The following is a 227-nucleotide window of genomic DNA, read 5'->3' on the forward strand; positions in this document are numbered from 1 at the left end:
TGCACAGAGTTTGATTGCATGCCCCAGTAGTTCATATCGGCTTGCATAGCAGTGTCCACTTCTTTTACAGTAGCTATATTGTTATGATTCAAGTAACTTTGTTTAATCGTATACAATCCAACATTTCGCAACGCTTTGGAACTATGTGACATACGTTGCAGTAAGCGGAATTCTTTAGCCGTGAGACAAGCTCGTCCGATATTTTGTTTCTGCGTGAATCGTTGCAT

General features: G+C 40.5%; 1 pseudogene. It reads right to left on the bottom strand.

Going from position 1 to position 227, the window contains the following annotated elements:
• A pseudogene (locus FOT98_RS32120) lies at window positions 1-227 on the bottom strand (RNA-guided endonuclease TnpB family protein); the annotation flags it as partial.

Origin of the sequence: Bacillus sp. HY001 (assembly GCF_007558965.1) — a bacterium.
GTDB lineage: Bacteria > Bacillota > Bacilli > Bacillales > Bacillaceae_G > Bacillus_A > Bacillus_A mobilis.